Raw genomic sequence first — 24,280 nt, forward strand, 5'->3', positions numbered from 1 at the left:
AGGTTAACGAGCAAGCGTATAGAGTGTTCCCCGTTTTTTTAAAAACCCTTCATGAACAAGATCATTAATATTTTGGGGTAATTCAGGACGATTAATTTTCTCCTTAAATTTTTTTATTGACAAAGACTTGTTCTCAAGAAGAACCTGAATAATGAGCCCCCGCACTTCCCTATTTGACCCCTTGAACGGTTTTTGTTTTGTATAATACTTGCTTCTGCGATTTGGGTTCGTGACTTTTCTTACGAGCATTGCTCCATAGTCCATAAGTGCGTAATACCATTCTCGCGGATTCTTTTTATCGAGAGTTTTTTCAACTAATGTAAGAATTTCTTTGTCACTCACTTCACTGCGATGTTTAAAAAAATGATAAATAAAAACGCGCCTGATGTTGGTTTCGATAAAAACAGCCGGTTTATTGAACGCAAACGCAATAATCGCGCCAGCAGTATTCTTTCCAATCCCGGGAAATTTTTCGAGGATTACTGGATCATTAGGAACCACTCCGCTGTATTCTTTCATTATTTTGTCTGCAATCTTTTTAAGTGCGATAGCCCGCCTGTTATACCCCATCCCCTGCCAAACGCTTAAAATTCGCTTAAGAGGGGTTTTTGCGAGCACTCTAGGGCTAGGAAATGCCTGTATAAACTGAGGGTATTTTTTGAGAACGCGCGAGACCTGGGTCTGTTGAAGCATCACTTCCGATACCAAAATTTTATAGGGATCATGCGTATTTCGCCACGGCATTTCTCGTTTATTTTTACGATAAAAATTTCGGATATTTTTTTTAAATGCCGGTATATTTTTATTATTCCTCGTATGTGTTGTTTCACTTGTTGACATGGTAAAAATATAAGCGTATTGTAACATACGGATTTTTATTATCTGAACTTAACTTCGAGGAGGGCGCGACTTATGTGCACAATGATCAGAGTGGTCCCAGTGAATGGTACTGGGTTTAAGGTTGTTTTTGAATGGGGTGATGGCATGATGAAAAATATCCCACTCGCAGAAGCAAAAACCGTACAAGAAGCAAACAATGTAGCACGGGCATGCAGAGCGGCAGTTTTAGCCGAAAAACAAAGAATAAGTGGCTCTGTTAACGATGGCCTCAGTGTGAATTATCTTCCTGCTCCTGCCCACAATACATAAATAACACAAATACGTTATTCTTTTTGATTCGCAACACACTAAACCTTACTGGTTTGGTGTGTTTTTTAGTAAATCAAAGTAGCAAATATTTCATTATGTTACAATGTTTTGATGCGAACATCATATTCAGCTCTGGCAACCTACAAAATCTGCCCGCTTAAATACAAATATTCCCAAATAGATAAGATCAAAGAGCCCAAACGCGCCGAGCAAGTCTATGGCACCCTCATTCACTCTGCACTCAAGTTTATGTTTGAGCGCAACCCCCTCTACCCTACTCTCGACCAGGTGATAGATTTTTATACGAAAAAATGGAACGAAAAGTCACTGTTTATTGAATGGAGAAATCTTGAAAAAAAAGAAGCGGAGGAAAAAGTTTATTTTGATGAAGGGATTGCCACGATTAAGAATTTTTACAAAAAGAATCAGCCATGGACATTTAATGTGGTTGAGCTTGAAGGACGTTTTTCACTTGAATTGACTGATGAAGTGTCAGGGAAGGTACACACGCTCGCGGGCATCATAGATCGTATTGATAAAGATCCACAATCCGACCTCTATGAAATCATAGACTACAAAACCGGGAAACGGATGCCTGCCGAGAAAGATTTGAAGGAAAATCTTCAATTGGGACTTTACCACCTTGCGCTCATTTCCCGCTGGCCTCAATTAAAACCGGAAAACATTAAAACGAGTCTTTATTTTTTAAAACATAATGAAAAAATTTCCGTTACCCCTACGCAAGAGATCGCGCGTGCAACAAAACAAAATATTCTCAACACTATTCGTGAGATCGAGCAGAAAATAGAGAAAGAAGAAGCATTCCCGCCAACCCCTTCAGCCTTCTGCGGTTCATGCGGGTATCGCAAAATTTGTCCTATGTGGTCACATGAATACAAAAAGGCAGAAGTAAAAACTGCAAGTGATAAAGAAGTTGCAGTCGCAATCAAAGAATTTTTTGATATTAAGGCAGAAGATGACACAAGAAAAAAGCGTCTTGCTGATTTACGCAATATCATTCTTTCATATATGGAACAAGAAAAAGTTGAAAGGGTTTTTGGTGGTCCCGGGTATATCACCAAAGGAATACAAGAAAGATTTTCTTATGATCTTGAAAAGATAAAACCGATCCTTGAAAAGATCGGCAAATGGAACGCGATTCTTGACCCTGACGAGAAAAAACTTGAAAAACTTCTCGCGCAAATCCCTGAAAATATCAAAGAGGAAATTTTGATGTTTCGTAATAAAAAACTTATTATTACCCTCAAGCCGACAAAGAAAAAATAAAAAAACTTATATCAATTTTCCCTGTTCTGGTATTTCCACGGAATACTGCGCAAATTCTGGCAAGAGATTTTTACCGTGGATAACACGCGAGAACGCCTCCGCTTCATATTTTGCACCATTGATCGCAATGTGTGGTTTTGGTTCCGGCGGAAGACCCAAAGACGCAAGGATTTTAGTGAGCGAGAGGGCAGATTGGTCAAATTTGATCGGCACCTCTCTTCCCTCCTTAAGAAATTGGGCATACGCCAAGGCATGAAGATCAAGGGTTCTGAATGAAAATCGCCATTCGATATTGGCGCGCTTGAGTGCTTGATTTAAAAATTGCGCGTCAAACGAAACGTTTTGACCAGCGATCGTTTTATCGGAAATTTCCTGTATCCAAACATAAAACTCTTTGATCAGTTCTGTTTCACTTTTTTTATTTTTATCCCGACACTGCTCATCAGTAAACCCATTTACCGCAAGCGCTTCCGGGTCGGTTTCGGCCCCATCCCAAATCCTGCATTCTCCGTAAAATTGTCTTTCAGGGTGAGTGAAATCAACTGCGCCAATGCTCACGAGCGAGTGTTTCAGTGGACTAAGTCCTGACATTTCGGCATCAATAACAATCATAGAGTTTTTTCAAAATGTTTATCGGCATATTCTTTTGCCTCACGAATAATATTTTTTCTACTTTCATATTTTACCAGATCTAAAGATTCTTCATAAGTAAACCACCCGTACCCAATAATCTCACTGTGGTCTATCGTAACTTTTGTTTCGGGCACGCGGGCTAAAAAATATTTTACTGTTTTATCAATGGTTATACCATCGTGTTCTGCTTCATAGCGTTCAATAAAGAAAGGACCTTCAATAATTTGAATATCGATAATTTTTGTTTCTTCAAGAAGTTCCCGTCGAGCTGTTTCCAGTTCATTCTCATTATTTTGGGGATGCCCCTTAGGAAAACCCCAAGCACCTTCCTTTTGCTGAATAAGAAGAAATAAAAACTCCCCATCATTGCCATGAAGGGGTACTATTCCGAAAGACTCATCACTCCCATTTTTATCTACTTGTTGCTGTACCATAAACGTTTTATATATTAAAAAATTATTGCGATAAACCTTTGCAATTTGCCGCCGGAGTAAATCCTGCCGCCTTAGCTTCCGCTTCATTGGTAAACCAAACCTTATTCTCTTCTTTGATCTGTTGTGCACCTGCACACCAAGGGAAATGATATTTCTTGCCAGTTTTTGAACCAACAATAAATCCCTCATTAGATGCAATCTTGTTTACCATGGACTCCCGCACAAATCCTTTGGTATTTGGACCTACTGTAGAAACTGCTTGAGCCCCTCCTACATTAACTCCCTTGATACTTAGGGGAGCTTTTAATTGCTCTATTTTTGAAAGTCTGCCAAGCCCAAAACTACCCATCGCCACAAGAACGATAATAAGACTTGTAGTGAGAACTTCCGGCCACATGGCGGGGTTGATTTTTTTAATATGTTCTAGTATACTCATAGCCATTAACGATAAGCAATATCATAGCATAAAGACGGAAGAATAAAGCATTTTAGCAAAAATAACATAATCAAGCGAGTTGAAAGTTCTAAAGTTATAAAGTTCATAAAGCGCGCGCATAATTCATTTCTTTATAAACTTTACAAACTTTCTACTTTATAAACTAATTTTATGGCAAGTAAAAAAGCGGGCGGAACAGCTAAAAACCTACGAGATTCGAACCCAAAATATCTCGGCACAAAACTCTATGACGGAGAAAATGCCAAGACGGGTTTTGTTTTGGTGCGCCAACGAGGCACCGTGATATTTCCTGGCAAAAACGTCGGCATGGGCAAAGACCACACGTTGTTCGCCCTCAAAGACGGGACAGTAAAGTTCACCCAAAAACGACGCGTAAAATTCAACAATCAAACTTCAAAAAGGAAATTCATTAACATAATCTAACAAAATATTTTTAGCCACAAAAAAACACCTCCTTAATCTAGGAGGTGTTTTTTTGTTTCGTCTTGATTAAAGTGTGTTATATTTTTTCAATAATGACTTTGAATGACGCTTTTTTGTCTTGAACAATAATTTTCACTTCATGTTCGCCTAATTCTTTGATTGGTTTTTCTAAAATAATATGTTCAGCAGAAACATCAAGGCGTGTAGCTTCTTTGATAGCCAGAATAAGCTGTTCTTTGTGAATTCCCGCAAATAAGTGCCCTTGCTCGTTTGCCTTACCGCGAAGTGTGATGGTAACGCCCTTGAGGTCCTCGAGATTTTTTATGAGCAAATCTTCGTGTATTTTTTTCTCTTGTGAGAGACGTCCTTTTTCGCGCTGTGCCCACTCAATAAGTTTTGGCGTAGCCATATCACCCAGTTTGTTCTTGATGATAAAATTGCGTGCATAACCATCCGCAACATCCTTTATATCATACCTTCTTCCTACTTTGGGAACATCCTTTAGTAATATCACCTTCATACAATCTTTATAGTTAGCTGGTATGTGTTACATATACCACAGACACATTCTTAAATCAAACATCAAAAATCAAAATGCAAAATGACAGTTTAAAATAAAAAAGTTAATATTTCCTTGTTTGGTTTCCTCATTTTAATTTTTCATTTTTAAAATTTCTATCGCCTTATCCATTTGCGGGTCAATTTTTTTCTCAAAGTCTTTCACTGTTCTCTCTACTGCAACATCAGGCTTAAGACCGCGACCCGATAATTGTTCGCCGTTGGGTGTAAGCCACTCCGCAATGGTCACCTTAAGCGAAGTATCGGGAGTAACATCAATAAGTTCTTGAACCGATCCCTTACCAAAACTTGTTTCTCCGACAAGTTTTGCAACACCATGATCATGAAGCGCTCCGGCAAGGATTTCCGATGCAGATGCAGACCCCTTGTTCATTAAAATCACAAGCTCAAGCGTATCATTAAAAATATTATAGCCTTTACTACGATACACAACGTCATCCTTACTTTTCCCAAAATGTTCTTTCACCACAACCTTTCCGGGTGGCAAAAACCAGCTCGCCATGTCAATTGCAGCTTCAAGATATCCTCCGGGGTTATTTCTCAAATCGAGAACAAGCTTATGGTATCCAGAATCCACAAATTCACGTAATGCCCCGCGAAATAAATTGGGGGAATCTGCGCTGAAATTATATAAACTGATTACAAATATTTCATCATTTCTTTTTTCCGTTTCGACGGTAGGAATGTTGATGACATCTCTAATGATTGTTACATCAACAACATCTTCAGCATTTTCATGGAGAACTGTAAGGATAACTGGGGTGCCCCGCTCACCACGTATGAGAGATATTGCTTCATCAAGTTTTAAATCTGCGGTAGACGTTGCGTTTATTTTTATAATTTTATCTCCAGCAAGTATTCCCGCACGGTCTGCGGGAGTTCCTTTGAGGGGTGCTATGACCGAAAGAACGTCGTCACGTATGCCAATTTCAATTCCAATACCTCCAAAATTCCCACGAACTTCGCTTTGAAAATACTCCGCTTCGCGGGGCGGAAAGAAAACTGTATAGGGGTCCCTAAACGACTGGGTGAGTCCAGAAATAGCTCCCCATACTTTTTCCTGATTTGTTACAGTATCGGGTTTTACATATTTTTCATTCAATATATCCCAAGCAATCCAAAAGGGGGCAAAGTCTACTTCTTTGGGACCCACACTATCGTTAAACACAACTGATGCTTCTTGTTTTCTGTATTCTAGATTAAAATTTCTATCAATAAAAATACCCGCCGTAAATGAAAAAGTCATGGCGAGTGCTACCCATAAAATATTTGTTATGTTCTTGTTTTGAAGATTCATCCCGTTAGAAACAGGAAATGTAAAACATTCCCGTAATTAAGTCGATATTTTTAAACATTTCTGTGTTTCTCATTATGCACAATTTCCCAATAAAAACAAACTACTAGATTTCTAAGGAGACTCATCTTGCTTATTATCACAAAATCTCTACCCGTGGTCAAATTTATAATAATATATCAAGTTCGTCTAATTAAAATCGAGTAAGCTCGATTTCTTCCTCACTGCCTGATATAATATATCTAATTAATCAGTTCGATTGAATTTTTAAAGAAATGATATCAACATACACCTACAAAGACCTAACGTGGATCGACCTTGAATCTCCGAGCAAAGATGAGGTGCGTTCCGTGATGGAGCAATATGATATCCACCCCCTCGTGGGAAATGAGCTTCTTACCCCTACCGAACATCCAAAAGTTGACTTGTATGACCATTATATTTATTTAGTTTTCCACTTCCCTGCTGTTTCCCATAAACATGGAAGTGAAACTAAACAAGAAATCGATTTTATCATTGGAGAAAAATTTATCATCACCACCCATTACGACCTCATTGACCCGCTCCATGAATTTTCAAAAGTTTTTGAGGTCAACACACTTTTAGATAAAAGTACTATCGGCAAACACGCGGGATTCGTTTTTTTCTACATCATCCGTGAGCTTTATAAAAATATGACTCAACAGCTCGATGGTGTTGAAGAGCTTCTTAAAAAAATTGAAGCCAACATATTCACGGGACACGAAGGAGAGATGGTTGCAGAAATATCCCGAGTGAATCGCGACTTGCTCAATTTTAAGCAATCAATCCGACCGCAAAAAGAAATTCTTGAGTCGTTTGAACGCGCCGGAGAAAAATTCTTTGGAAATGATTTTTCCTATTATTCCCACGCAATGACCGGGGAATATTACAAGGTTGCAAGCATTCTCGATGGCCACAAAGATACCCTTCTAGACCTTCGTACAACGAACGACTCACTTCTCACAACAAAAACCAACTCTATTATGCGTACACTTACCGCAGTGACGTTCCTTGTGCTTCCATCAACACTCATTGCCGGTCTTTTTGCCATGGACCTTCCCGATGCTCCTGATCCGGAATTTTGGCTCGTCATTGGCGCCATGGTCGTTTCAATGATAGGCATGCTCACGATTTTTAAGCATAAGAAATGGATCTGAGCAAGGCGCGAACTAATGCGGACTGAACGCAGACTGTTGCGGAAAAAATAAAATGCACTATCTATTAGCACTAAAACGACGAACTGATGAGCATTAAATTATTTAATACTCTTTCCCGAAAAAAAGAGGCATTCAGACCCATACGCAAAGGTGCGGTTGGTATGTACACATGCGGTCCTACGGTATACCAATATGCGCATATTGGGAATATGCGCGCGTATGTCATGGCGGATGTTTTAAAGCGCACCCTTAAGTACGCGGGGGTTAAGGTGAATCATGTCATTAATATAACCGACGTAGGTCACCTTACTTCTGACGCGGATGAAGGTGAAGACAAAATGGAAGCGGAAGCACGACGAGAACAAAAGAGCGCGCAAGATATTGCACAATTCTACACAACGGCATTCTTTGATGATCTTAAGATTCTTAATATCATCACAAAAGGCATAAAATTTCCCCGCGCGTCAAAACATATCAAGGAACAAATAAGACTCATTAAAATCCTTGAGAAAAAAGGGTTCGCATACCAAACTTCGGACGGAATATATTTTGATACTTCAAAATTTAAAAACTACGGCAAACTTGCGCGGCTAAATCTCAAGGGACTTCGAGAGGGCGCTCGTATCGGCATTCACGTGGAGAAAAAAAATGTATCGGATTTTGCACTTTGGAAATTTTCTCCGAAAGAAAGTGTCCGACAGCAGGAGTGGAAATCACCGTGGGGTGTAGGATTCCCTGGCTGGCACATTGAATGCTCTGCTATGTCTATGAAGTATCTGGGGAAACATTTTGATATTCACACTAGTGGCATCGATCATATTCCCGTGCATCACACCAATGAAATCGCGCAATCAGAATCCGTAACAGGAAAGAAGTTCGTAAATTATTGGATCCACAATGAGTTTGTGAGCATGGAAGGAGAAAAGATGGCAAAATCTCTTGGTAATATTTTTACCCTTGCTGACCTTGGAAAAAAGGGGGTCTCCCCTGCCACATACCGCTATTGGCTTCTCACAGCACACTACCGAAGCCCTATTGCGTTTAGCTTAGAAGCCGTCCACGGCGCAGGGGTGGCACTTCTGCGCATTATTTCTACTATCGCAGGGGCACCTGGAGGCGGACGTCCTGTGAAGCGTATTATGAAGAAATTTACAGAATATATAAGCAATGACCTTGATACGCCGCGTGCCGTTGCCCTTATATGGGAAGTGTTAAAAGACGAAAAAATTTCACCGCAGGACAAGCGAGCAACTATTTTTGAATTTGATAATGTGCTCGGACTTGATATGAAGGGACTCGTAAAAAACACAAAAAAAATAGCGCGTGTAATTGTTCCAGAAAACATAGAACAACTCCTCCGTGAGCGTGAAGATGCCCGAAATAAAAAAGATTGGGCAACAGCGGATAAACTACGCGGTGCCATACACGCTCTCGGCTATGAAATCAAAGACACCAACAAGGGTCCCGAGGTTGTCAAAATATTTTCTTGAAAACTTAAAGGATAGGTGTGCACCTATCCTTTAAAACATTTTACTTATTTTTTTCTTCGTCTATTTCTTTTTCGAGACCAAATGAAAGAACTTCGTCTGGTACAACGGGTCTGTTGCGCCAGTTTTTTGCTCGCTCAACATTATCATTAGTTTTGTTTACGATTCCCGCCATGGTTATTCCTATTATTACCACGGCTACAATTACAATTGTATCGAGCGTATAGTAGATTAGCCCAACAATGATTCCCACCGTAACGGCAATAGTAAGGAGCGCAAGCCCAAAATGTAGCGGCTTCCACCGTAAAAATGGTACTCTCGTATTCATGGCACACCCCCCTGATTGATTTGTCTAACTAAAAGACTACCGCCAACAAAGAATCTTGTCAAAAAAGACTCACATAAGAAAGTCCGCTCGTTATAATACACGAGCGGACTAAAAATTACTTTTCACTATTTGTCGTTTTTAACGGAGCACACTACTCAATAATAACGCGGGCGTGTAAATTCCACTCCTCAATTCTTCTGTGATTTTTACTCGCGGAATGTACTCCGGATTTTTGTTATTTAGTTTTTGTTTTTCGTGACCTCCCCTTGTTGTCAGAAAAAAATGATTACACCCTCTCCCTTTTGAGTTAAGATTTTTTTCTGGATAAAATGGCTTTTTAAAAACTAGTCCTCTCATAATCATATTTCGAAGGATGTAGTCAAGCATTCCATTATTGATTGTCGCTCCTATGTTCCCAAATGCATTCCTTAGATCTTCGATCGAATTGCCGTTCTTTATGGAAAGCATATTAAGAACCCATTGCTCACTTATAGATGTGCTGTTTTTTTTGGGTCTATGTTTACACCCTGTCAAATAGCTTTTTGAAGTATCCATAAAATCATCCTTTATATGGTTGGGGGGATAATAATCACTCCGTGCTTCTCTACCTTATTTCTAGAACATTATATAATATTTGTCAACCACAAAAAACACTGTGCACACCTTAGCCACAGCTTCTCCAGAGTAAGAGAATGCGGGGTCATGAATAATTGTGCTAGAATTCAAAATATGGCAAAAGTATCTCGTAAAAGCTTCAGAGACGGCCTAAGGGTGCCTCCACAAAATATTGATTCCGAAAAGGCGCTTTTGGGGTCCATTATGCTTCGTCCGGAAGGATTTATCGAAGTCACTGACACAGTAAATGAAAATTCATATTATGTTGAGAAGCATCGCCTCATCTATCGCGCGATGCTTGAACTTTTTAGTAAAAAAGAACCGATAGATCTCCTTTCTCTTTCTTCCCGCCTTAAAGAAAAAAAACTGTTGGACCAAGTTGGCGGTAATACCTATTTGAGCGAACTCACCAATTCAGTTCCCTCTTCGTCGAACTTAAAACACTATGCGGAAATTGTTCAACGCAAACAAATCTTAAGAAGCCTCATCGAAGCGGCAGACCATATTTCCGAACTCGGTTATGACGAAGATATTGAACTTGAAGAACTTCTTGATAAGGCCGAGAAAAAAATATTTGCGGTAACGACATTCTCCACGGCACGCGATTACATAAATATCAAAGACACCCTTGAGGAGGCGTGGGACAGACTTGATAAACTTCATAAATCAACGGGAGAAATGCGCGGCATTCCGACAGGATTCAAAGATCTTGATGAAAAACTTGCAGGGCTTCAAAAATCAGATCTCATCATCCTCGCAGCACGACCTTCAATGGGTAAGACGTCTCTTGCGCTCGATATCGCCCGTCAAACGGCAATCAATCACAATACACCCGTCTGTATCTTCTCTCTTGAAATGAGCTCGCAGCAACTGGTAGACCGCATGCTTGCTGCCGAATCTCGCGTTGATGCATGGAAATTACGAACCGGAAAACTTTCTGTTGATTCAGAATTTTCAAAATTACGTGATTCACTCGACAAACTTGCCAAAGCTCCTATTTTTATTGACGACCAGGCCAGCAACACTATTATGAAGATGCGGAGTGTAGCACGAAGAGTCAAGCGTGAACACGGACTCGGACTTATTGTTGTTGATTATCTTCAGCTTATGGCCACAAATAAAAACTATGATTCGATGGTCAACCAAGTGACTGAAATATCCCGCTCTCTCAAGGCACTTGCAAGAGAGATTAATGTCCCTGTATTAGCGCTTTCTCAGCTTTCCCGAGCGGTCGAGCAACGACGAGACAAGCCTCGCCTATCAGATCTTCGCGACTCGGGATCGATTGAGCAGGATGCTGATGTTGTTATGTTCATTCATCGCGACGATAAATATAACGAGAACTCCGATAAGCCCAATGTTGCAGAAATCCTTATAGAAAAACATCGAAACGGACCTACGGGAATGGTGGAGCTTTATTTTGATGAAAAGAAAACAACGTTTTTAAATATCGAAAAAGGATCTTACACTGCGGGTGATGTTGATAATTTTTAGAATTGAAACATGGATCCCACACAGAAACTCACAGAATATTTTTTAAAATTCCCTGGGATTGGCCGACGCCAAGCACGTCGTTTTGTGTATCACCTCCTTTCAAAAAATCAAAACTATTTAAGCGAATTTGCTGGCTTAATCACAGAAATTAAAAAAGAGACCGCGGAATGCTCTTCGTGTCATCGCTTCTTCTCATCAAAAATATTAACAGGAGACTTGTGTGATATTTGCAAAGATACAGCAACCGATACAGCAACAATTATGATCGTCGAAAAAGATTTTGATCTTGAAAACGTGCGAAAAAGCAGAGCGTACGGAGGCAGGTATTTTGTGCTCGGCGGTACACTTCCCTTTCTTGATAAAAATCCCAATGAATCTATTCGTGCGAAAGCACTTTTTGATGAAGTAGAAAAAGGCGTTAAGGTAAAAACTCTTAAAGAAGTGATTCTTGCTCTTTCTGCAAACCCTGAAGGTGAACATACCGCATTGTATGTAAAAAAAATCCTTGAACCCCTTGCAGAAAAACATCAGCTTAAAATATCAACCCTCGGACGCGGGCTTTCAACAGGAACAGAACTTGAGTATTCCGACAGTGATACCCTCAAGAATGCTTTCAGGAATCGCGGGTAAAAATTAGATTGACTCAAAGATATCATACCTGTACCCTGGTATAAGATAAGTTCTATTGGGAGAACCTGATGAGCAACGAACACAAACTTGAGTTATGCATTGCAGTAGGAATGTTTATTGTTCTTCTTGTGCTCAATGCAAAAATTACACTGTATATTGTAGCGGTAATCGGAGGATTCCTTATCGTTAAATATTGGAGATTATTACACGAATACCGGAGGTTCTTTAACCCAAGATTCTGGTTACTGATTCTTGTTCTTTATTTTTTCACTCGTGATAAAAAATCCAGTAAAAGCAGGAATAATTTATAAAAAGTCTCGACAGTGTCGAGACTTTTATTTTTATGTAACCGAAGAGATTTTCACTTTCATGTAGGGCTGACGATGACCGCGTTTCTTGAAATACCTGCTTTTTGCTTTGTATTTAATAACAATCACTTTGTCCCCCATTCCTTCTTCTTCAAGTGTCGCCTCTATTTTTGCACCAGAAAGATAGGGTGCGCCAATCTTGGTACTTACCCCATCATCCTTAAGAAGCACCTTGTCAAAAGCGATTATTGAGCCATTTTTGAGCTCTCCTGGAAGTTTCTCAATTGTGAGTGTCTGCCCTTCTGAAACTCGATACTGCTTCCCTCCGGTCTGTATAACCGCGAAGTGCGCCCCCTTAGTAATAGGTTTTCCTTTAGCCATAATCACCACATTCTACACAAAATTAAAAAAAATGCAAATACATTAAATTTTCTAGGGTTTTAATGAGATTTTTTTGAAATATTGACAGTTTGAGATTTTACTATATCATATGAAATGTCACGAAAAGCATCTCCTCCTAGTTGTGCCCTAGTGACACAAGTGAGCACCTCCCGTTCACTTGCTTCGAGGAACGACCCTGTCGTTCCTCTTTTTTTATTAGCCCCACTGTGCAATAATCTTTTCTATTGCAATGACGAACTCTCAATCTCGTTACAAAAAATTATCGCACAGCGGGTCTATTAACAAAACTACTCCTCTATGTTGGGACGATTTAACGCAATCGGTTCTATTTCAGGAGAAACTCCTGAAATCTTGAGCACATCTTTATCAATTTTTTTAAGTTCTTTGTGGGCTACATTGTAATGGTTTACCGTCGTGCCGAGTGCATTCCCGAGTTTAGCCATATATTGATCATAACTGCCAATATGACGTCCGAGTTCCCCCACTCTCTTCTGAATTTCTTTTGCAGACTCTTCGATCTGGAGAGCCCGCAGTCCCTGAAGAACTGTCTGGAGGTATGCCATGAATGATGTCGGAGACACAATAATCACATGTTTGTCACGAAATGCGTATTCGATGAGATCGCGCGCATCGGCACCCATTTTATTTACAAGAAGATCATAGTAAATTGCCTCGGATGGAATAAACATGAAAGCAAAATCCATCGTATTTTCCTTAGGACGGATGTATTTTGAGGTTTCATCAATACGATTTTTAATATCCTGCACAAAAAGTTTTTCAAGTCGCGTACGCTCATTGCCGTCAGGTTCTACCACAATGCGATTATAATTTTCCAGTGAAAACTTTGAATCTATCGGGAGTATCTTATCTTTAAGGAAAATGACCGCGTCCACGATATCGCCATCGACAAATTTGTATTGCAATTGATATTGGCTGGGCGGAAAAATATTCTTGAGCACGGTATCAAGATAGTATTCACCGAGCACCCCGCGCTGTTTTGGATTTTGAAGCGTATTTTGAAGTGATTTAAGCTGGTCGGCAACATTTACCACCTGCTTATTGGTTTCCTTCACATGAGTGATTTGCTCAGTGATATCTTTAATGAGTTTTTGTGACTCACCAAATTGCACACGAACCGCTGTTTGCATTTCCCTATTAGATTCCCCCAATTTAGAATCTATTGATTTCGTTAAATGTTCTATTTGGTTTTGAAGCAATAAGAGTCCTTGCTGTTCCCCTTTTCCTTCTTCTTGGGCAACAGGAAACATGCGCATAATAATCCACGCAATAAAGGCACCTACAATAACACCCAACACCACGTAAAGAGATACTGACATGATTTCATTACATACCTCCGTAAAACGTAGAGATACCATTCAGAAGTGATGGTAAAATAACCGCCATAACAATAAGCGGAAGGACAAAAAATATGAGAGATGTGATAAGCGTCCACTGAAAATATTTCCGTGTTTTCTCTACAGATTTGTATATCTTATCAATCTTCACGTCCAATTCTTTTAATATATTTAATGTTTCCGGTTCCATAGTATAGAATTAAAATTTAAAAATATTCATACGACCATCATACCACAAAGACAATAATCTATGTCTATCGCACACCACGAGCTCCTTGTTTTGATTGTAACATGGCACGATCTGCCTCTTTAATAAGGGTATCGAAATCAAAAGGTTCGTCATTTTTTGCTATCGCCACACCAACCGTCGCTTCAAGTTTAATCATGTGTCCATGAACCTTAAATGTATGCTCTCGAAGATGTTCAACAATGTTCGTAGCGATTTTTCTTGCTTCATCCTCATCGACACCTTCTAGGATCACCACAAACTCATCTCCATGAAGTCGCGCAAGAGTATCCTTGGATCGGACATGCTCTTTGAGAAACTTACTGAATTCAACAATTAAAACATCCCCCACATGGTGACCATATTTATCATTCACTGGTTTGAATTTATCAAGGTCGATATAGAGCACGGCGCCAGTTGCTTCATTATGTCTTTTTCTGCGGTCAAACATCCAAAATCCATCGCTGTTTTTCCTACGGGTATATTTTCTCCGTGCTTCAAAAAGCCCAACCTTATTGAGAAGCCCGGTAAGCGTGTCCGTGGTGATGACACGGCGTTGTTCGAGAAAAAGAACAAGAAGCAGGATGTTGATCCCGAGCGATATGGCAAGTATGATGCCGACGGATGAAAACATATAGATACATAATACCATGGGTCTAGATTTGCTCACCATAGAGCAAGAAAAAGACCCGTGTATAAAACGGGTCTTGATGGGTAAAGTTATTGATTACTCCCCCTCGAGAAGGAGACAATGATTGTGAGTTGGCACACGGGCTATCTTCACGGGTGTGTAAAAACCATCCCAATTTGTTTTTTGTGACCGCCCTACCAGCCATTTCAGATTTTCACCGTCTTCAAGACAGAGCTCGACGGCGAGAATGGGGAGATCCTCCTCATTCAATACCCCGAGAACTAGGTAGTTATCATTTGTTAGATACCAATCATAATCCCGCATTATAAGCGCAGTACGTGCGGCATCACCGTACATCACAAGATCCCATGAAACTATTTGGAATCCCTTCTTCCTTCTAATTTTTAGTTTGAATTCTATGCGGTTAATAGGGGTACCGTAGCTCCGAGCTAAAATTGCCGACATGGAAAGATCTCCTGTTTGTTTTGCTTAGGTGACTATACCACAGAAATTTAGTTTTGGAAGGGGGCACATATTTTAAAAAATCATCAGCCAGTGGCTGATGATTTTTTATTTCAGGAGGTGTGTTACGAGTGCCACCATTTGATCCTTCTTTTGCGGGTCGCTTTCGGCAATAAGAAGTGTGAGCGCGGTCAATGTAGCTGGATTGATATTGCGACCGCCCTTTGCGCGATGTTTGCGAAGAAACCACACAAAGGCAAAAGCACCGGAGCGTTTGTTCCCGTCTGTAAATGGGTGGTTCTTTACCATAAAATACAAAAGGTGTGCCGCTTTTTCTTCTACACTCGGATACACCGGCTTACCGCCAAATGATTGCATGATATTCCCTACGATGCTCTCGATACTTCCTGATACTCTTTCTTGAGCGAATAGTTCTGTTGTTTCACCTTTTTTCATTAAATCGGTTCGCAGCGTTTGCAAAGCATTGGTCAATTCTTCTCCGGTGAGCTTGATGGCTTTTTTGGTTGTGCCAACGGTTTTAAGTGTTTCTTTGTCATAAGCGTCAAGTGATATCCACGTACTCGCAAATTCCTTAACGAGCTCAAGAACTAACTTTGGATCAACCGTAATATGTTCGGGAAGAAGTACTTGAATGTTGGCAACCGCCTTCATAAACTCATTGTAATTTTGGGCGATACGCTTGCGATTGATGGTATAACCCTTGGTAATATGCTCGCGAAGCGTCTTTGTCGTCCATTTTCTAAATTCAATAGCACGAGCAGAATTTGCTCGATAGCCGACGCCTAAAATGATGTCAAGAGAATAAAGTCCGACGGGCTTATCCGATTTTGCAATGTGCATTTTTTGCACATTGCTTTGTTTATCAACCTCCCGCGTTTTCAAAATATTGTTGATGTGCTTTGTGACAACAGAACGCTCAACGCCAAAAATATCTGCTATTTGCGCTTGAGTCGCCCACACAGTTTCACGCTCAAAATCCCCACGTAGTTCGATCGCACCAGAGGATGCTTGATAAAATACTATCTGTTTACCTTCTTTTTTCATCAGTAAATTTATTGTACCACGAGGACATGGGACGGGTTGGTTGTGCGTAGCTTTAAGAATATTTAGAGGATTATTCTCTTAAAACATACGTTTACTTATTTGAATCGTCCTCCCCCTTTTTTAAATCCGCCATTTGAATTGGACTCTGTATTTGAGGCTCTGTCATATCGATAACACCAAATTGTTTTTCATAATTTTTTATTTGTTCGTTCATCCAAATAGCAATGCTTTTCATGACTTGAGGAGTAGTTGCAAATGAGTCAATATTGTTTCCCGATGTTAAGGCAAAAGAAAATATTTCCTTCCCATAGGCTCCAATTGCTCCATCACAAAATTTCTTTGGGAGTTGATTAAAATCAATTTTTTTAGGATCTATCATGGTTTATGTGTGTGTTAAATAATAAAGATTTGGCTGTGCCTGTATTCTAGCATACCACACCCCACCATCTGTTCTGCAACAAAGTGTGTGCTGGATGTAGTTGTGAAAGAATAAAATTTTCTTATTCCTTCATTCGATTCCCTTAACTCTTTTTTCTCGCCTCGTTTTTTGCGCGTAGAATCATAAAGCGTACCCCCTCGCTCATATTTTCATTTTCAAGACGAATGTCTGGATGAAGCCCTTGGAACACTCGATAAATCTCATCAGCAAAGGCTTGCCCCACCATAGGAACCTTTTCATAATCAAATAAAATAATTTTGAACTTCTCGAGTCCTACAAGCACTCTACGGGCTTGAGAGCGAGAAATATGAATACCGCTCGTCATAAAGAGCTTCACTCGTATTTCAGTTTTATCAAATCCAAAATCACCACCATCTTTTAAATTAGTATATTTCTTAAATACATCATTAAGATGAAGTTTTGAATGAACAGAGATTTTAAACATAACACGCGTTCCGCGTTTTAAAACTGATATTTGTTTGACCTTAACATCACCCAGTAGGGTTTGTAGGGCGAGTTGATATCCAAAACTATCTAAAATAAACAAATCCGATGCCTTTGACGTAAAAAATATTCCCTCTCCGGAATGTGACTTTGGCATGGTAGTGGTTTTCCCCTTTAGAAGATCTTGAATGGCTTCGACAATGGAACGCAACCCTTTCTTTTTCATAATATTTCGAAAAACTCCAATACCTGAATCGTCGATAATAAAGGATACTGTATCGTTTATTAAAGACACTTCAACTGAGATTATCTTTGATTGCGAGTGTTCGATAGCATTATTAAACATCTCAGAAAAAGCAAAGGTAAAAATACTCTTTATATTTTCTGGAATATTTGAAATAAGTGGAAATTTTTCTTCAAGTTCTACTAAAACTTGATGTTCTTCAAGTGAAATATTTTTATATTTCTTTTTAAAAGTCAACGGAAGAACATCTGGATGTTCCTGTACATAATCCGATGAAACATAAAAAGCATTGCGAGTCCCCCCCAGTTTTATTACCTGTTTTTCTGCAATAAGACCGGAGATGACCATATTTACATACTGACGAGATACGCCAACACTGCCAGTTATTTCACGAGAAGTAAGCCTGCCCTTTTGTTTGATCAACTGTAATATTTTTTCTTTGTTTTTCATAAGCAACTACATTGTAAACCAATCTATATTCAATTGTCAAGTAGATTGTCAACAAATTACAACTCCCCCATAAGCGCCCTTTTTAGCACTGACTTTTTAAGCTCTTCCATGTCTACCCGTATTTGCGTGGATTTGGTTTGGAAAGGGGCGGCTAGGTTTTTATTGTAATTGTGGAGAATCCCCAGACGGTCTGCCTGTATAGTAGGTAGGCTTGCCGCGGGGATGGGGTATAGGACGAGGTCAAATTTTATATTTTTTATGATTTGAAATTGGTAGTCCGGCTTTTGCAGATTTATCGATAGTGTCTTGCGTGCCAGTGCTATCATTCACCTGAAAGGCATATACTTCGTCCGAATACATAACCTCTTGATCGTGGCGTAAATTATAATGTTCTTGAGTAATGGTCTCATACGGCATTTCTAAGAGCGCGGTTGGATTGACCTTTTTTATTTTCTTTAAGAGCGCGGCGAGTTCATCGATATCTTTCTTTGTGATCGGTTCGTGGCACCAATTCGTAAAATAGTCGTGGATATAACTATCGAGCCGTGCGGGAATGATGACACGCAAACGAGAGACGGACGGGTCCAGTTTCAAAACTTCGTCCATCGCGAAATAATCAACGCCTGTAGCGCCGCCCGTGAGAACTCCGTCTCCCCGCTCAATAACAGATCGAGCGGCTTTTCGTACGTCCTCCTCTATTTCTTTATTGGTAAGTTTCCAAGTGCCGGTGAATAGAATCCATTTCATGATAATAAGTTACGGGATAAAATGATGTGTGAAATTTATAAAAGGTTTTTGTATTCGAGATAGTTATTTTTTATAATATTACTCCACCAGACTGTTTCATTGCCACCTTGAATATCGTGTTTACAATAAACCAAAAGAATCCTTACTTCCATTTTTTCTTTATCTTGCACAATAATACATCTATTGCCTGATGATTTTGCTGATTCGTTTGGTAATATCTTGAATTCTGATTTACATATAACAATTTTCCCGTCTTTGTCAGATATTGCGTTAGTCCCACTGCGTTTAAGTAGAAGATCAAATTTTTCCAGCAGAAGTAAAAATGCCTTCCATGGAATATCAAATGATTTATTATACTTTTTACGAAAATTTTTTAGATAGTGTCCTTCCGCAAAATCTTCTATAGTCACTAAATATTTAATAGACATGATCGGGGTCTTCTTGGGTGATTAATTCGTATGGAATCACCGCCCCTTTATCCGCAAAAGTATATGGTAACTGATTATGGGTAAATTTAACGATTTCTTCCGTATCTTTATTTCTCCACTTTTGCGCTATTTCTTTAATAAGCTTCTTCTCTTTGATGCTTAGTAAATTATCCTCGACTTTTTGTCCACTTCGCGTTTCAGCGATAAGATACGCTTTCCCCTTCGGCTGTATAGAGATTTTTCCATCGCCCTCTAATTCTTCTAAAAGTGTGAAATAGTAGTTAGGAACAGGCCCATGTTCAATTTTTCTATATGGTAAACCACTCATGCTTGCATGAGTGGTATAAAACCATGCAAAATCTGCTAAATACAAAAGTTTAGCAAGTTTTGTTTTTGGCAATTTTCCATCTCCTGCAGTATTTCGCAAAAAGGCAAAAAGCATCTGTTCGTATTTTTTATATTTTTGTCCGTCGTCTAATAAAAGATCTTCAATGGTTACATTAAATAATTTACTAAGCACACCGAATTCTGTAAGCGATAACTCTCGTTTACCCTGTTCCAATGAAATATAAGAGGGCCTAGAAATGCCTAATTCTGTTGCCACTTCCTCTTGTGAAAAATTATTTTTCCTGCGCAGTTCTTTAATTCTTTGGGCATATATTGTAGTCATATCTTAAGTATAAATGTTCTTCCATAGTTGTCAACAGTTTATACACAGATGTCGAGATATTTGACATCATGAAATTAAGGCGTAAAATGTGCTCATTCGGCTTAGTCGAACCGATTTAATTAGAAAAATACCATGGCAACATACTATATCAAGAAAGATAACGCTGAACAATATTTTTGGGTTCTAAAATCAAGCAATGGGGAAATTGTTTGCATGAGTAGTGAGTCTTATGATTCCAGGCAAGAAGTCAAAAAATCAATAAATTGGACGCAAGCAAACGGAAAGACTACTGATATTCGTGATTTAACAATATAGAGGTTAACTTGAGCAAAAAGTACTGGATTATAGAGAGCTTGCGGAGAAAGAGAATTGATTGAGTTACAACTATTCCCCAACAGCGCTAGAAAAGTATACCTCGCTCAAAATAAATCACCCTGTGGGTGATTTATTTTTAAATAACAATTATTATCGATTTCCTTTTGCCCGATTATGAGTCTTGCACAACATTTCACAATTCTTTGCCGAAGTAGCTCCGCCCTTACTCCAAGCTGATACATGGTCCGCTTCCATTTCGCCAAAACTCCAAATCTTTTCCTTATTAGCATCGTGCCCTATAGCACAATGTGAGCAATTTGATTTCTTTTTAACCTCAGCTTCTTTAGTTTGTTTGGCGTAAACAGACCGTTTAGTTGCGTCATCGAAAACTCGAATATCTAGCAACTTTGTGTCTTCCGAACCACCGAGAATGTACTCATAAATGCCTTTGCGGGTTTTGACATACGGGTCACCGTAGAGCTTCCGTACCTCTTTCGATACTTTTGAAGGATTGTAAGCTTTCTTGTGGTACTGCTCATACAGTCGTCCCCACTCAAGTCCGCACATCTCGCTTTCTACATCGGTAAATACACTGGAGATCCAATCAATTACACTATTGAAATATTTTTTTAACTCACTGATATTTTTGTCGTTGCGATGAATACTCATGTAATCATCGATATTCCCCTTACTCACCCAGTCTAAAGCCCTCTCAAAAAATGCTTGTCGGTTCGCACTGCCTTTTATGTACGCACTCCATTTTTGAGTATTGGCATTTTGGCTGTTGCTAAACTCCTCTTTACCCAGCGTAACGAATGGTCCAGAATAGATCGCATTTAACAACTCCTGGGGGACGAGCGGAACACCCGCAATGTTTATAGTCTTGAACCACTCTTTTATCTGGCTTTCTGTACCTTCGCACTCATAAATAAGTAGTTTTGTTTCCAATATCTTATTTTTTTTATCTTTTGCCATACCACTGAAATTTTGTTGTAAACCATTTTCATCCACAATTGCAAATTTGTCGGTGATAAATCGTCCAAGACTTGTGATGCGTTGTTGCCCGTCTAAAACTTCTAGGTTGTCAGTGGAAACTTTATTGAAATAAATCAATCCAATCGGATATCCCTTGAGAACTGATTCAATGACAGCCATTTCTCTTTTACCGCCATCGGATGCATAAATATAATTGCGTTGGTATTCTGGCTGAATAGTGAGCTTGCCAGACAAACCAAATAGCCCTTTGCCCTCCAGTTCGTTATAGACGAACTCTTCGCAAATATCTTTTACAGTGATGTTAGTTTTTAAAATTGTTTTCATATTATTTTTTGCTCAAAACGAGCTCCATTTTAACAGAGCGGCACTCTTAGTCTTCAGAAAGTTTTGCTTTTAAAGAATAAACCTCTCGTGCATCATTTAAAGTAGTAATAATCTTTTTTGATAGATCCTCTCTTTGTTCCCATTGCTGTTCTTCGCTGGGAATCTTGATTTCTTTACCTGTTCCAAAAGAATTATCAAAAGTGATAACTACCGAAACAGGATATGGCGTGTCAATCGCTTTATAGAGTTTTCTTGCTGTAAAGATAATTTGGCAAAGTTGCAAGCTTTTTTTATGAAGATCTTCAAACTCTTCTTTTGCATTCAGCCGTTTATTAAGCTCAAAAAGCAACGAGTCAATTTCTTCTATCACTTTTTTAGGGTTTAATTTTTTCATATTATTTTTTCTTGTGTTTTATAAGTATTCGGGTATAAAGTCTATTGTTACTTATATAACCTCTATCTAACTTACCTTTCCATCTTGGATTAACCAATTCAGGAAGTAACCCCTCTTTAACATTATAATCACTTCCTAAAATTTCGAACTGCTCAGGATTATATTTGTCCAAGAAACTAATCGGCACACCCATTACACCTTTATAATCACTCGGTATTGCGTCAGTAAAAGGTACTTCTATCGCATTATAATTGTCGTATTTATCATATGACCTTTTACCTTTGATCTCTTTATGTTTACTATACTTTAAATTCTCCTCTATTGTCATAAGTGGCAATGGTTGATGACGTCTTCCGTGGCCAAGATTAGTGAGCCACAAGCAATTATTAGTGGCGACAATTCGATCTCCGTTTTCATCTATCCGAGCTTCTGTCCCGTACAATTCGTAGGATTCAGGCACAATAAATCCAGAAATCCACCTTCCCATTCCATTGCCAAGCCATGCTCTGTTTTCTTTAATTTTTTGGAATATTTCCTTATAAGTTATGCAATTGATATTACCGATAATCAAAAACTTTTTATTATAATCAAAAAGCTGCCCTACATATTCACGAAACAAACTGAAAGGTGGGTTGGTTACTACTATATCGGAGCGCTTAAGTAATTCGATGCATTCATCACTACGAAAATCACCATCACCATCTAATGGCCTCCACTCATTATGTTTGTTCGCCTTTAACTGCTTAGCAACATCTTTCAGGTTGAACTCGCCGTCACCGTCTACATCTTTCACTTCGTTGATAATAAATTTGTTGGCGGTTACCTTCGGACGGCCCTTTGCTTTTGCAAGTGTTTTATCGTTGCCAAACAGTCCGAGTTGCGTATTGGCGACAGGCGATGGCTTATAACTAGTCGTGATGAGTTGCTTCAATCCAAGTTTGTTGAAATTTAGAACAAAGTAGCGAAAGAAATTGCTCTCAAATGGGTCGTCGCAATTGCAATATACTGCTTTGTTGCGAAAAGTATCTGGACTATAATCCAGATACTTTTCAACCTCTTTTTGAATATCAATGTACTGAGTATAAAACTCATCGTTCTTTGCCCGCTTCGCATTTGTAAGATGTTTGATTGATGCTTCTCTAGCCATAAATTTATTTCAAAAGCCCGCCATCATCCGAGATTCCCAACACTACAGTTATAGAATATGCACTTGAGGAACAGTGGGGGTGTTTTGCTGTCATAATTCCTTCATCAAACCACAAAAGACCCTTTGTTTCAAGGAGAAATGGGGGTATGGTGCCTTTGGGCAGAATCGGACTGGCAAAGGGTTTTATTTGAACACTCAAAAATTTAAACTTTTATTTTCTTTCTTCTACTCCAATCTGCCAACTTAACAATCAAATTTGATACGGAAAGCAAAATATGTGGTAACCAATTGTCAAACACAATAAACCAAATTATAACAACAGAAGCAGTAAGAAATGTGTTTTTTGCAAAAAGATAAGCCATTCCTTTGTCAAGGCTTGGAAACCAAAAATATCCAATTAGATTTAAGGATACAAAAATAAAAGCTGTATAAATGACAGAATTTTTTGAAATAGGAAGTTCTGTACCAAATATCTTTAAATCTTTAGGTTGTTTTATTTGAAATAAGCCGTGTGGAATTGGCTTAAGAAAAAGCTCGTAAGCAACGGTGTCGTAAGAGCGTGTATCGGGTATATCTCTTGAGAAAACTTGTTTATTCACAATGTAAATACCCTTACAGATTAACAGCGGGTAATTTGCAAAAAAATCACGAGTATTTAATTTAAGTCTAAATGGTAACCCCCTGAAACGCTTAGCTGTCTTTAAATGTTCTAAAAATATTTTTTCGATGATTTCATGTGTGTTTACTTCGGCATTATTAGTACTATTTAGAATTTTATTTGTTTTGGTGTTAAATATATAAGCATCCTCTAAAAGCTCCGGCGGTTTAAGGGCTTTCTGCCACTCCAACAAGGCTTCTTCAGACGGACTGTCTTGATCTTCATAGTTATACCGAATCCTACCACCTAGAAGATACTTACTTGCGGGACTAATCCAAACAGATAAAGGGCACATGTCATTTTTATCTACATTCTCAAGTACAAAATAGATTTTAATTAATGCCACAGAATCAACTTCATTTTTTTGATTCCTCATTGGTTGAAATATCAAGCCAGTCTTAGGATATTCTTTAGTTATACTAAAACCGACAACACCTAAATCAGCAAAATTAACTCTAGTATCTTTTTGTTCGTCACGAAGAAAAAGGTTTGAAAATTGTTCTGAGGTAATCATATGTATTTTTAGCTTACTGCTTTCTTAGCAAAATCGCTCCTTAGTTTAGAAAACAAAAACGTTTCGATTGGTG

The 24,280-nt window shown here is 38.9% G+C and carries 32 protein-coding genes; 9 read left to right on the forward strand and 23 right to left on the reverse strand.

The window, feature by feature from the left end; all coding sequences use genetic code 11:
• Positions 1-3 precede the first annotated feature (3 nt).
• Positions 4-840 (reverse strand): A/G-specific adenine glycosylase, encoded by an 837-nt coding sequence (locus Q7S11_01505; GenBank protein MDO8572429.1) that lies wholly within the window; start codon positions 838-840, stop codon positions 4-6.
• Positions 841-921: 81 nt separating this feature from the next.
• Here Q7S11_01505 and Q7S11_01510 point away from each other — a divergent pair, with 81 nt between their 5' ends.
• The gene (locus Q7S11_01510; GenBank protein ID MDO8572430.1) at positions 922-1,149 is read left to right on the forward strand and encodes a hypothetical protein; all 228 of its coding nucleotides are present in this window, start codon (positions 922-924) and stop codon (positions 1,147-1,149) included.
• A 111-nt stretch (positions 1,150-1,260) separates the two neighbouring features.
• The gene (locus tag Q7S11_01515; protein MDO8572431.1) at positions 1,261-2,436 is read left to right on the forward strand and encodes a PD-(D/E)XK nuclease family protein; all 1,176 of its coding nucleotides are present in this window, start codon (positions 1,261-1,263) and stop codon (positions 2,434-2,436) included.
• Positions 2,437-2,442: 6 nt separating this feature from the next.
• Here the strand turns inward: Q7S11_01515 and Q7S11_01520 are convergent, their stop codons facing one another.
• The 3 genes from Q7S11_01520 to Q7S11_01530 are packed head-to-tail and all read right to left on the reverse strand — an operon-like array spanning position 2,443 to position 3,939.
• The gene (locus Q7S11_01520) at positions 2,443-3,048 is read right to left on the reverse strand and encodes a 3'-5' exonuclease (protein ID MDO8572432.1); all 606 of its coding nucleotides are present in this window, start codon (positions 3,046-3,048) and stop codon (positions 2,443-2,445) included.
• On the reverse strand, positions 3,045-3,503 hold the full coding sequence (locus tag Q7S11_01525) for an NUDIX domain-containing protein (GenBank protein MDO8572433.1): 459 nt from the start codon (positions 3,501-3,503) through the stop codon (positions 3,045-3,047). Before Q7S11_01525 ends, Q7S11_01520 begins: the two co-directional genes overlap by 4 nt.
• A 22-nt stretch (positions 3,504-3,525) precedes the next feature.
• Positions 3,526-3,939 carry an Ada metal-binding domain-containing protein gene (locus Q7S11_01530; GenBank protein ID MDO8572434.1) on the reverse strand — a complete coding sequence of 138 codons (414 nt, stop codon included), beginning with the start codon at positions 3,937-3,939 and terminating at the stop codon, positions 3,526-3,528.
• A gap of 171 nt (positions 3,940-4,110) precedes the next feature.
• Between Q7S11_01530 and rpmA the strand changes: the two genes are divergently transcribed.
• Complete coding sequence (rpmA, locus tag Q7S11_01535; protein ID MDO8572435.1) at positions 4,111-4,383, forward strand: 50S ribosomal protein L27; 273 nt, start codon at positions 4,111-4,113, stop codon at positions 4,381-4,383.
• A 76-nt stretch (positions 4,384-4,459) separates the two neighbouring features.
• Here rpmA and rplI read toward each other — a convergent pair whose 3' ends face one another.
• A complete protein-coding gene (gene rplI / locus Q7S11_01540) occupies positions 4,460-4,903 on the reverse strand; it encodes a 50S ribosomal protein L9 (GenBank protein MDO8572436.1) in 444 nt (147 codons plus the stop codon).
• A 132-nt stretch (positions 4,904-5,035) separates the two neighbouring features.
• Positions 5,036-6,259 (reverse strand): S41 family peptidase, encoded by a 1,224-nt coding sequence (locus Q7S11_01545; GenBank protein ID MDO8572437.1) that lies wholly within the window; start codon positions 6,257-6,259, stop codon positions 5,036-5,038.
• Between the two features lie 272 nt (positions 6,260-6,531).
• Here Q7S11_01545 and Q7S11_01550 point away from each other — a divergent pair, with 272 nt between their 5' ends.
• The gene (locus Q7S11_01550; protein ID MDO8572438.1) at positions 6,532-7,434 is read left to right on the forward strand and encodes a magnesium transporter CorA family protein; all 903 of its coding nucleotides are present in this window, start codon (positions 6,532-6,534) and stop codon (positions 7,432-7,434) included.
• Positions 7,435-7,520: 86 nt separating this feature from the next.
• Positions 7,521-8,924, forward strand: coding sequence for a cysteine--tRNA ligase (gene cysS / locus Q7S11_01555; protein MDO8572439.1), 1,404 nt, complete (start codon positions 7,521-7,523; stop codon positions 8,922-8,924).
• Positions 8,925-8,964: 40 nt separating this feature from the next.
• Here the strand turns inward: cysS and Q7S11_01560 are convergent, their stop codons facing one another.
• Complete coding sequence (locus tag Q7S11_01560) at positions 8,965-9,249, reverse strand: hypothetical protein (protein ID MDO8572440.1); 285 nt, start codon at positions 9,247-9,249, stop codon at positions 8,965-8,967.
• 138 nt (positions 9,250-9,387) lie between these two features.
• On the reverse strand, positions 9,388-9,804 hold the full coding sequence (locus Q7S11_01565; GenBank protein ID MDO8572441.1) for a hypothetical protein: 417 nt from the start codon (positions 9,802-9,804) through the stop codon (positions 9,388-9,390).
• A 174-nt stretch (positions 9,805-9,978) separates the two neighbouring features.
• Here Q7S11_01565 and dnaB point away from each other — a divergent pair, with 174 nt between their 5' ends.
• The 3 genes from dnaB (at position 9,979) to Q7S11_01580 (ending at position 12,299) form a co-directional block, all read left to right on the forward strand.
• On the forward strand, positions 9,979-11,358 hold the full coding sequence (dnaB, locus tag Q7S11_01570) for a replicative DNA helicase (protein MDO8572442.1): 1,380 nt from the start codon (positions 9,979-9,981) through the stop codon (positions 11,356-11,358).
• A gap of 9 nt (positions 11,359-11,367) precedes the next feature.
• Positions 11,368-11,988, forward strand: coding sequence for a toprim domain-containing protein (locus tag Q7S11_01575; GenBank protein MDO8572443.1), 621 nt, complete (start codon positions 11,368-11,370; stop codon positions 11,986-11,988).
• A gap of 68 nt (positions 11,989-12,056) precedes the next feature.
• Positions 12,057-12,299 (forward strand): hypothetical protein, encoded by a 243-nt coding sequence (locus Q7S11_01580; protein MDO8572444.1) that lies wholly within the window; start codon positions 12,057-12,059, stop codon positions 12,297-12,299.
• 30 nt (positions 12,300-12,329) lie between these two features.
• Here Q7S11_01580 and rplU read toward each other — a convergent pair whose 3' ends face one another.
• The 11 genes from rplU to Q7S11_01635 all read right to left on the reverse strand — a co-directional run bounded on the left by rplU (position 12,330) and on the right by Q7S11_01635 (position 19,859).
• On the reverse strand, positions 12,330-12,677 hold the full coding sequence (gene rplU / locus Q7S11_01585) for a 50S ribosomal protein L21 (protein ID MDO8572445.1): 348 nt from the start codon (positions 12,675-12,677) through the stop codon (positions 12,330-12,332).
• A gap of 308 nt (positions 12,678-12,985) precedes the next feature.
• Complete coding sequence (locus tag Q7S11_01590) at positions 12,986-14,035, reverse strand: DNA recombination protein RmuC (protein MDO8572446.1); 1,050 nt, start codon at positions 14,033-14,035, stop codon at positions 12,986-12,988.
• Positions 14,036-14,042: 7 nt separating this feature from the next.
• On the reverse strand, positions 14,043-14,243 hold the full coding sequence (locus Q7S11_01595; GenBank protein MDO8572447.1) for a hypothetical protein: 201 nt from the start codon (positions 14,241-14,243) through the stop codon (positions 14,043-14,045).
• 64 nt (positions 14,244-14,307) lie between these two features.
• Positions 14,308-14,913 (reverse strand): GGDEF domain-containing protein, encoded by a 606-nt coding sequence (locus Q7S11_01600; protein ID MDO8572448.1) that lies wholly within the window; start codon positions 14,911-14,913, stop codon positions 14,308-14,310.
• 93 nt (positions 14,914-15,006) lie between these two features.
• Positions 15,007-15,375, reverse strand: coding sequence for a hypothetical protein (locus Q7S11_01605; GenBank protein ID MDO8572449.1), 369 nt, complete (start codon positions 15,373-15,375; stop codon positions 15,007-15,009).
• Between the two features lie 105 nt (positions 15,376-15,480).
• The gene (locus tag Q7S11_01610; GenBank protein MDO8572450.1) at positions 15,481-16,437 is read right to left on the reverse strand and encodes a virulence protein RhuM/Fic/DOC family protein; all 957 of its coding nucleotides are present in this window, start codon (positions 16,435-16,437) and stop codon (positions 15,481-15,483) included.
• A gap of 91 nt (positions 16,438-16,528) precedes the next feature.
• The gene (locus Q7S11_01615) at positions 16,529-16,816 is read right to left on the reverse strand and encodes a hypothetical protein (GenBank protein ID MDO8572451.1); all 288 of its coding nucleotides are present in this window, start codon (positions 16,814-16,816) and stop codon (positions 16,529-16,531) included.
• 142 nt (positions 16,817-16,958) lie between these two features.
• Positions 16,959-18,014, reverse strand: coding sequence for a DUF4325 domain-containing protein (locus Q7S11_01620; protein MDO8572452.1), 1,056 nt, complete (start codon positions 18,012-18,014; stop codon positions 16,959-16,961).
• A 240-nt stretch (positions 18,015-18,254) separates the two neighbouring features.
• Positions 18,255-18,761, reverse strand: coding sequence for a hypothetical protein (locus tag Q7S11_01625; GenBank protein MDO8572453.1), 507 nt, complete (start codon positions 18,759-18,761; stop codon positions 18,255-18,257).
• Between the two features lie 35 nt (positions 18,762-18,796).
• Positions 18,797-19,189 (reverse strand): hypothetical protein, encoded by a 393-nt coding sequence (locus Q7S11_01630; GenBank protein ID MDO8572454.1) that lies wholly within the window; start codon positions 19,187-19,189, stop codon positions 18,797-18,799.
• Positions 19,179-19,859 (reverse strand): DUF4065 domain-containing protein, encoded by a 681-nt coding sequence (locus Q7S11_01635; GenBank protein MDO8572455.1) that lies wholly within the window; start codon positions 19,857-19,859, stop codon positions 19,179-19,181. Before Q7S11_01635 ends, Q7S11_01630 begins: the two co-directional genes overlap by 11 nt.
• 132 nt (positions 19,860-19,991) lie before the next feature.
• On the opposite strand from Q7S11_01635, the gene Q7S11_01640 reads away from it, so the two are divergent.
• Positions 19,992-20,174: a DUF1508 domain-containing protein gene (locus Q7S11_01640; GenBank protein ID MDO8572456.1), complete on the forward strand. Its 183-nt coding sequence runs from the start codon at positions 19,992-19,994 to the stop codon at positions 20,172-20,174.
• A 150-nt stretch (positions 20,175-20,324) separates the two neighbouring features.
• Here Q7S11_01640 and Q7S11_01645 read toward each other — a convergent pair whose 3' ends face one another.
• The 4 genes from Q7S11_01645 to Q7S11_01660 form a co-directional block, all read right to left on the reverse strand.
• Positions 20,325-21,494 carry a DUF262 domain-containing protein gene (locus tag Q7S11_01645; protein ID MDO8572457.1) on the reverse strand — a complete coding sequence of 390 codons (1,170 nt, stop codon included), beginning with the start codon at positions 21,492-21,494 and terminating at the stop codon, positions 20,325-20,327.
• 46 nt (positions 21,495-21,540) lie between these two features.
• Positions 21,541-21,888 (reverse strand): hypothetical protein, encoded by a 348-nt coding sequence (locus tag Q7S11_01650; protein ID MDO8572458.1) that lies wholly within the window; start codon positions 21,886-21,888, stop codon positions 21,541-21,543.
• 1 nt (position 21,889) lies between these two features.
• Positions 21,890-23,035, reverse strand: a complete 1,146-nt coding sequence (locus Q7S11_01655; protein ID MDO8572459.1) for an adenine-specific methyltransferase EcoRI family protein — start codon at positions 23,033-23,035, stop codon at positions 21,890-21,892.
• Positions 23,036-23,238: 203 nt separating this feature from the next.
• Positions 23,239-24,207 (reverse strand): hypothetical protein, encoded by a 969-nt coding sequence (locus tag Q7S11_01660; protein ID MDO8572460.1) that lies wholly within the window; start codon positions 24,205-24,207, stop codon positions 23,239-23,241.
• Positions 24,208-24,280: the final 73 nt, after the last annotated feature.

Source organism: bacterium (assembly GCA_030648955.1).
GTDB lineage: Bacteria > Patescibacteriota > Minisyncoccia > Phycocordibacterales > JAUSHB01 > JAUSHB01.

Coding starts and splice junctions, on each gene's coding strand:
- Q7S11_01515 (MDO8572431.1), top strand. CDS start 1,261: ATGCGAACATCATATTCAGCTCTGGCAACCTACAAAATCTGCCCGCTT.
- Q7S11_01565 (MDO8572441.1), bottom strand. CDS start 9,804: ATGGATACTTCAAAAAGCTATTTGACAGGGTGTAAACATAGACCCAAA.
- dnaB (MDO8572442.1), top strand. CDS start 9,979: ATGGCAAAAGTATCTCGTAAAAGCTTCAGAGACGGCCTAAGGGTGCCT.
- Q7S11_01615 (MDO8572451.1), bottom strand. CDS start 16,816: ATGATAGATCCTAAAAAAATTGATTTTAATCAACTCCCAAAGAAATTT.
- Q7S11_01650 (MDO8572458.1), bottom strand. CDS start 21,888: ATGAAAAAATTAAACCCTAAAAAAGTGATAGAAGAAATTGACTCGTTG.
- rplU (MDO8572445.1), bottom strand. CDS start 12,677: ATGGCTAAAGGAAAACCTATTACTAAGGGGGCGCACTTCGCGGTTATA.
- Q7S11_01630 (MDO8572454.1), bottom strand. CDS start 19,189: ATGTCTATTAAATATTTAGTGACTATAGAAGATTTTGCGGAAGGACAC.
- rpmA (MDO8572435.1), top strand. CDS start 4,111: ATGGCAAGTAAAAAAGCGGGCGGAACAGCTAAAAACCTACGAGATTCG.
- Q7S11_01530 (MDO8572434.1), bottom strand. CDS start 3,939: ATGAGTATACTAGAACATATTAAAAAAATCAACCCCGCCATGTGGCCG.
- Q7S11_01580 (MDO8572444.1), top strand. CDS start 12,057: ATGAGCAACGAACACAAACTTGAGTTATGCATTGCAGTAGGAATGTTT.
- Q7S11_01505 (MDO8572429.1), bottom strand. CDS start 840: ATGTCAACAAGTGAAACAACACATACGAGGAATAATAAAAATATACCG.
- Q7S11_01525 (MDO8572433.1), bottom strand. CDS start 3,503: ATGGTACAGCAACAAGTAGATAAAAATGGGAGTGATGAGTCTTTCGGA.
- Q7S11_01620 (MDO8572452.1), bottom strand. CDS start 18,014: ATGAAAAACAAAGAAAAAATATTACAGTTGATCAAACAAAAGGGCAGG.
- Q7S11_01510 (MDO8572430.1), top strand. CDS start 922: ATGATCAGAGTGGTCCCAGTGAATGGTACTGGGTTTAAGGTTGTTTTT.
- Q7S11_01625 (MDO8572453.1), bottom strand. CDS start 18,761: ATGAAATGGATTCTATTCACCGGCACTTGGAAACTTACCAATAAAGAA.
- Q7S11_01590 (MDO8572446.1), bottom strand. CDS start 14,035: ATGTCAGTATCTCTTTACGTGGTGTTGGGTGTTATTGTAGGTGCCTTT.
- Q7S11_01610 (MDO8572450.1), bottom strand. CDS start 16,437: ATGAAAAAAGAAGGTAAACAGATAGTATTTTATCAAGCATCCTCTGGT.
- cysS (MDO8572439.1), top strand. CDS start 7,521: ATGAGCATTAAATTATTTAATACTCTTTCCCGAAAAAAAGAGGCATTC.
- Q7S11_01640 (MDO8572456.1), top strand. CDS start 19,992: ATGGCAACATACTATATCAAGAAAGATAACGCTGAACAATATTTTTGG.
- Q7S11_01550 (MDO8572438.1), top strand. CDS start 6,532: ATGATATCAACATACACCTACAAAGACCTAACGTGGATCGACCTTGAA.
- Q7S11_01600 (MDO8572448.1), bottom strand. CDS start 14,913: ATGTTTTCATCCGTCGGCATCATACTTGCCATATCGCTCGGGATCAAC.
- Q7S11_01660 (MDO8572460.1), bottom strand. CDS start 24,207: ATGATTACCTCAGAACAATTTTCAAACCTTTTTCTTCGTGACGAACAA.
- rplI (MDO8572436.1), bottom strand. CDS start 4,903: ATGAAGGTGATATTACTAAAGGATGTTCCCAAAGTAGGAAGAAGGTAT.
- Q7S11_01520 (MDO8572432.1), bottom strand. CDS start 3,048: ATGATTGTTATTGATGCCGAAATGTCAGGACTTAGTCCACTGAAACAC.
- Q7S11_01635 (MDO8572455.1), bottom strand. CDS start 19,859: ATGACTACAATATATGCCCAAAGAATTAAAGAACTGCGCAGGAAAAAT.
- Q7S11_01545 (MDO8572437.1), bottom strand. CDS start 6,259: ATGAATCTTCAAAACAAGAACATAACAAATATTTTATGGGTAGCACTC.
- Q7S11_01575 (MDO8572443.1), top strand. CDS start 11,368: ATGGATCCCACACAGAAACTCACAGAATATTTTTTAAAATTCCCTGGG.
- Q7S11_01595 (MDO8572447.1), bottom strand. CDS start 14,243: ATGGAACCGGAAACATTAAATATATTAAAAGAATTGGACGTGAAGATT.
- Q7S11_01645 (MDO8572457.1), bottom strand. CDS start 21,494: ATGAAAACAATTTTAAAAACTAACATCACTGTAAAAGATATTTGCGAA.
- Q7S11_01655 (MDO8572459.1), bottom strand. CDS start 23,035: ATGGCTAGAGAAGCATCAATCAAACATCTTACAAATGCGAAGCGGGCA.
- Q7S11_01605 (MDO8572449.1), bottom strand. CDS start 15,375: ATGTCGGCAATTTTAGCTCGGAGCTACGGTACCCCTATTAACCGCATA.
- Q7S11_01560 (MDO8572440.1), bottom strand. CDS start 9,249: ATGAATACGAGAGTACCATTTTTACGGTGGAAGCCGCTACATTTTGGG.